The sequence below is a fragment of the uncultured Candidatus Kuenenia sp. genome (genome assembly GCF_900696675.1).
GTDB classification, from domain to species: Bacteria; Planctomycetota; Brocadiia; order Brocadiales; family Brocadiaceae; genus Kuenenia; species Kuenenia stuttgartiensis_A.
The window spans coordinates 1-4,388 of sequence record NZ_CAADGZ010000193.1; the positions used below are offsets into that span (position 1 = coordinate 1).

The following is a 4,388-nucleotide window of genomic DNA, read 5'->3' on the forward strand; positions in this document are numbered from 1 at the left end:
GAGCAACACTTCGGGGTCGCTGACTACGAGAAAGACGTATGGTTTAAAAAGGATGCTTTGTCACGTTGTCCAAAGTATCTGGCGACGAGTGGGGGTTGGAGGCTAATGGCCTCCAGCCTACCAGCTAGATGTGGTACAACTAGAGGAACACAGGCTGATAGAAAAAATAAAGAAGAATGGGGTGAAATGGATAAAGGAAAATTCACAGTATTGAAAGCCGATATAGATGCGCAAATAAGAGAGATAGAAAACATCTATGCCAAACTGGAGGAACGAAGACAGGAAGAAAACAGACCTACAGGAATAGAAAGTATCGCGTATCAATTACACAATCTTTATTGTGCTTTTGAAGATCTTTTCAAAATAGTAGCAAATACCTTCGAGAACAATATTCCAAATAAAGCTTCATACCACGTGGAATTATTGAAACGCATGGCTATATCGATAGAAGGAATCAGACCTTCTTTGATGTCTCAGGAAAGCTATGCGCTATTAGAGAACCTGCGATCCTTCAGGCATCTGTTTAGACATGCCTACTCTTATGAACTGGGTGCCAGAAAGGTACGAATTGTTATAGAGGATTCAAGTAAACGAAAGGATATCTATCGAAAAGACATTAATACCTTCCTGGATAGTTTCCTATGCTGAAGTAGAGACGCACGGCCGTGCGTCTCTACGTTTTGAATATTAAAAAAGATCGGAACACCGTTACAAAATATTTGAAAGCGTCTTTTGATCCCAATATTTCTTATTAAATGGAAGCAGGAGCTTCCAGGACATGTGTGCCCCCGAGTAGCGACAAGGCATGCCTTGCCGCTACTTGAGAACGAGAATGGAGTTAAGCCTTCGGCGTTTTTTTTGAGATAGAGCGAAGTTGTACTTCGCGCTACATTCAGGAATCCACGGTATCAACAACTACTTCCTATTTCACCACAATATTCACCAGTTTTTTGGGAATAATAATGGTCTTGACCACTGTCTTTCCTTTCATGCATAAAATAACACTTTCGTCTATCATTACACGTTCTTTTAAATTTTCATCGCTGATATCCACCGGTACAGAAATGTGGCTTCTTACCTTACTATTGACCTGAATAACAATCTCAACCTCTTCTTCCTGAATCGCATCCTTGTCGTATTCTGGCCATTTATTATTGAAGATACTGGGTTTATGCCCCATCGCCTCCCATAATTCTTCACAAATATGAGGAACAAACGGGGCCAGGAGCAATAGAATCGTTTCCATAGAATAACTAAAAACCAGAAACTCCAATTCTTCTTCCGTATTGCGAGGCGCAACAACCTTAAATGAATCAATATTATTTAGTAATTCCATAATCGAGGCAATCGCCGTGTTAAAATGCCACGAAGTGTCTAAATCATCCGTAATCTTTTTAATCGTCTGATTCGTTTGACGGTAAATTGCCTTTGCCTTCGGGGGAAGTTTTTGCATGTCAATTTGTGTGCGCCCGACCTTTGCATAACTCTCTTCAAATTCTATAACCTTTTGCCAGAGCCGGTTCAGAAACCGGTGCGCTCCTGGCACACCCCGGTCGTTCCATTCTGCATCTTTCTGCGGCGGCCCTATAAAAAGGGTGTAAAGACGCTGGGTATCCGCGCCATACTTTTCGATAAGTACATCAGGGCTTACCACATTCCCCTTTGACTTCGACATCTTCGCGCCATTCTTAATAATCATCCCCTGTGTAAAGAGATGGTGAAACGGTTCTTTACATCCGATGAAATCAAGATCATAAAGAGCCTTCGTAATAAACCGTGAATATAAAAGATGCAAAATGGCGTGTTCCACACCGCCAATATACTGATCCACCGGCAGCCACACATTTACCTTTTTTTTATCGAAAGGCTGATTATTATCCTTAGGAGAAAGGTATCGGAGGAAATACCAGCTCGAATCAACAAAAGTATCCATCGTATCAACCTCGCGCTTTGCAGGCGCTGCACATTTAGGGCAAGTCGTGTTGACAAACAAATCAATCTTTGCCAGGGGGTTCATGCCTTGTGGCAGAAACTCGATTTCTTCCGGGAGAAGTACAGGAAGCTGTGATTCCGGAACAGGAACCGTTCCGCACGTCTCGCAATATATAATAGGAATAGGCGTTCCCCAATAACGCTGCCTCGATATTAGCCAGTCGCGCAACCGGTACGTCACCGTCCTTTTCCCAAGCCCCTTCGTTTCAAGATGCTCAGCAATCGCAACCATTGCCCTCGTATTGGGCATGCCGTTAAATGCCTCAGAATTAACCAGAACGCCTTCACAGGTAAAGGCCTCTTTCATCGCTTCGGCGTCAAATGATTCCCCTTCCGGTTGAATAACGGCCTTAACCGGCAAATGATATTTTTTTGCAAAAAGGAAATCCCGCTGGTCATGCGCAGGTACGCCCATGACAGCGCCCGTACCATATTCCATGAGCACATAATTTCCTACCCACAGGGGTACTTTTGTATTATTAACCGGATTGATAACATACATTCCGGTAAAAATCCCCTCTTTTACGGCATCTTCCGCCGTACGTTCCACCATCCCCTGGTTTCTCGCTCTTTCAACAAACGCCATCACCTCGCCCTCGCGCTGAGAACCGATGACTAGTTGCTCAATTACCGGATGTTCCGGCGCCAAAGAGACAAAAGTAACGCCATAAAGGGTATCGGACCGTGTGGTGAAACAAGGCAATATCTCTCCCGAACCTTCCAGCCGGAAATCAATGCGCACCCCCTCGCTTCTCCCTATCCAGTTCGCCTGCATTGTTTTTACCCGCTCCGGCCATCCTTCCAGCAACGAAAGATCGTCAAGAAGCTTCTGGGCATAGTCGCTGATACGAAAGAACCACTGCACCAGATCCCTTTGCCGCACAGGGCTGTCGCACCGTTCGCAGCATCCATCTACCACCTGCTCGTTGGCCAATACCGTACTGCACGAAGGACACCAATTCACCGCCGCCTTCTTTTTATATGCAAGGTCATTCTCATACAGTTTCAGAAAAATCCATTGCGTCCATTTATAATAATCAGGATTGCAGGACGTAATTTCCCTGTCCCAATCATATCCGACTCCCCATCGGTGAAGCTGGTGCTTCATGGCTTTTATATTTTTGTGCGTCCATGCGGCAGGATGCGTACCTCCTTTGATAGCGGCATTTTCAGCAGGCAGCCCGAAAGCATCCCATCCGATGGGAGAAAGCACATTGTATCCCTTCATCATTTTGTACCGGGCGACAACGTCTCCGATAATATAATTCCTGCCGTGTCCTACATGCAATGTGCCGGATGGATACGGAAACATTACCAGGCAATAGAACTTGTCCTTTTTCTTTGTATCATCCGTATAAAATAAGCCGCAGCCTTCCCAGTATCCCTGCCACTTCGTTTCAATACCGGTAAAATTGTACTCCCTTTGCGCCATTAGCTACTCCTTAAAAGCGAGGTATTGCAAAAAAATTAGTAATAATTTTTAGTTTTAACAGGGATACACAGGATAGATAGGACAATAAAAACAAACGTAACTTCTAAATAAGTTGAGGTTTTTATAATAATTTTTATCCTCCTCAATCCTCAATCTGCAGATTACAGATTGCCAACTGTACCGTATTCCCCATTAAAAAAAGGCGCAAGTGGGTAAATCTAGCCCTGTGCCTTTCTTCATCTTTCGCAACGATACAAAACAGATTCAGATTCTAACAGAATTTCATACGTAATCAATTGAAAAGACCATTGATTTCTGTTGAAAAACCTTGACAATCAGCAAGTATCATGGTAGCTTTTTATCTCATCGATATTTGAAACTTACCAACACTTCATCTAAAAAAACTATCACCTATTCTATGTGGGGCTGTGGCGCAGTTGGGAGCGCGTTTGAATGGCATTCAAAAGGTCAGGGGTTCGAATCCCCTCAGCTCCACCATTATTTTCAATGGTTTTCAGGAATTTGATACTACTTGTTTTTCCTCAACTGTAGTCAAATTGTAGTCAGTCCATAAAATCTGAACACCATCCCGCAGACTATCAGGACAGTGATGGGCATAACGCAGTGTCATACGAATATCTTTATATCCCAGCAGTTTTGCTATTTTGTAAATATCCACACCTCTTTGCGCCAAACGCGTCGCAAAGGTATGCCGGAATGTATGCGGAGTACGTCTCTAATACCCGCCTTCTGCAATGCCCTGTCAAGTGCCCTTCGGAGATTGTCACTGTCAATTTTGGTCCCAGCGCCACCGGTAAACACAAGGTCATTCTTAACCCAACTTCGACAAGCAGAAATCGTATCTCTTTTATTGCCAATGTGATACGACTTTAGTCCTTCATTTTTCGGCACTACATCTTTGAGTTTTCATGGGTGATTTTATATTTTTTCTGCCTAATGGTGT

3 protein-coding genes and 1 tRNA gene are annotated in these 4,388 nt (G+C 43.7%); 2 read left to right on the forward strand and 2 right to left on the reverse strand.

Features of this window, described 5'->3' with window-relative positions:
• Positions 1–648, forward strand: a 648-nt coding sequence (locus QZT26_RS16560; RefSeq protein ID WP_295103724.1) for a hypothetical protein, incomplete at its 5' end; no start/stop codon positions are given.
• A gap of 274 nt (positions 649–922) precedes the next feature.
• Here QZT26_RS16560 and leuS read toward each other — a convergent pair.
• Positions 923–3,424, reverse strand: a complete 2,502-nt coding sequence (gene leuS / locus QZT26_RS16565; protein ID WP_164995370.1) for a leucine--tRNA ligase — start codon at positions 3,422–3,424, stop codon at positions 923–925.
• A 422-nt stretch (positions 3,425–3,846) separates the two neighbouring features.
• Between leuS and QZT26_RS16570 the strand changes: the two genes are divergently transcribed.
• Positions 3,847–3,922, forward strand: a tRNA-Ala gene (locus tag QZT26_RS16570).
• Positions 3,923–4,084: 162 nt separating this feature from the next.
• On the opposite strand, the gene QZT26_RS16575 is transcribed toward QZT26_RS16570, so the two are convergent.
• The gene (locus tag QZT26_RS16575; RefSeq protein WP_172953459.1) at positions 4,085–4,336 is read right to left on the reverse strand and encodes a hypothetical protein; all 252 of its coding nucleotides are present in this window, start codon (positions 4,334–4,336) and stop codon (positions 4,085–4,087) included.
• Positions 4,337–4,388: the final 52 nt, after the last annotated feature.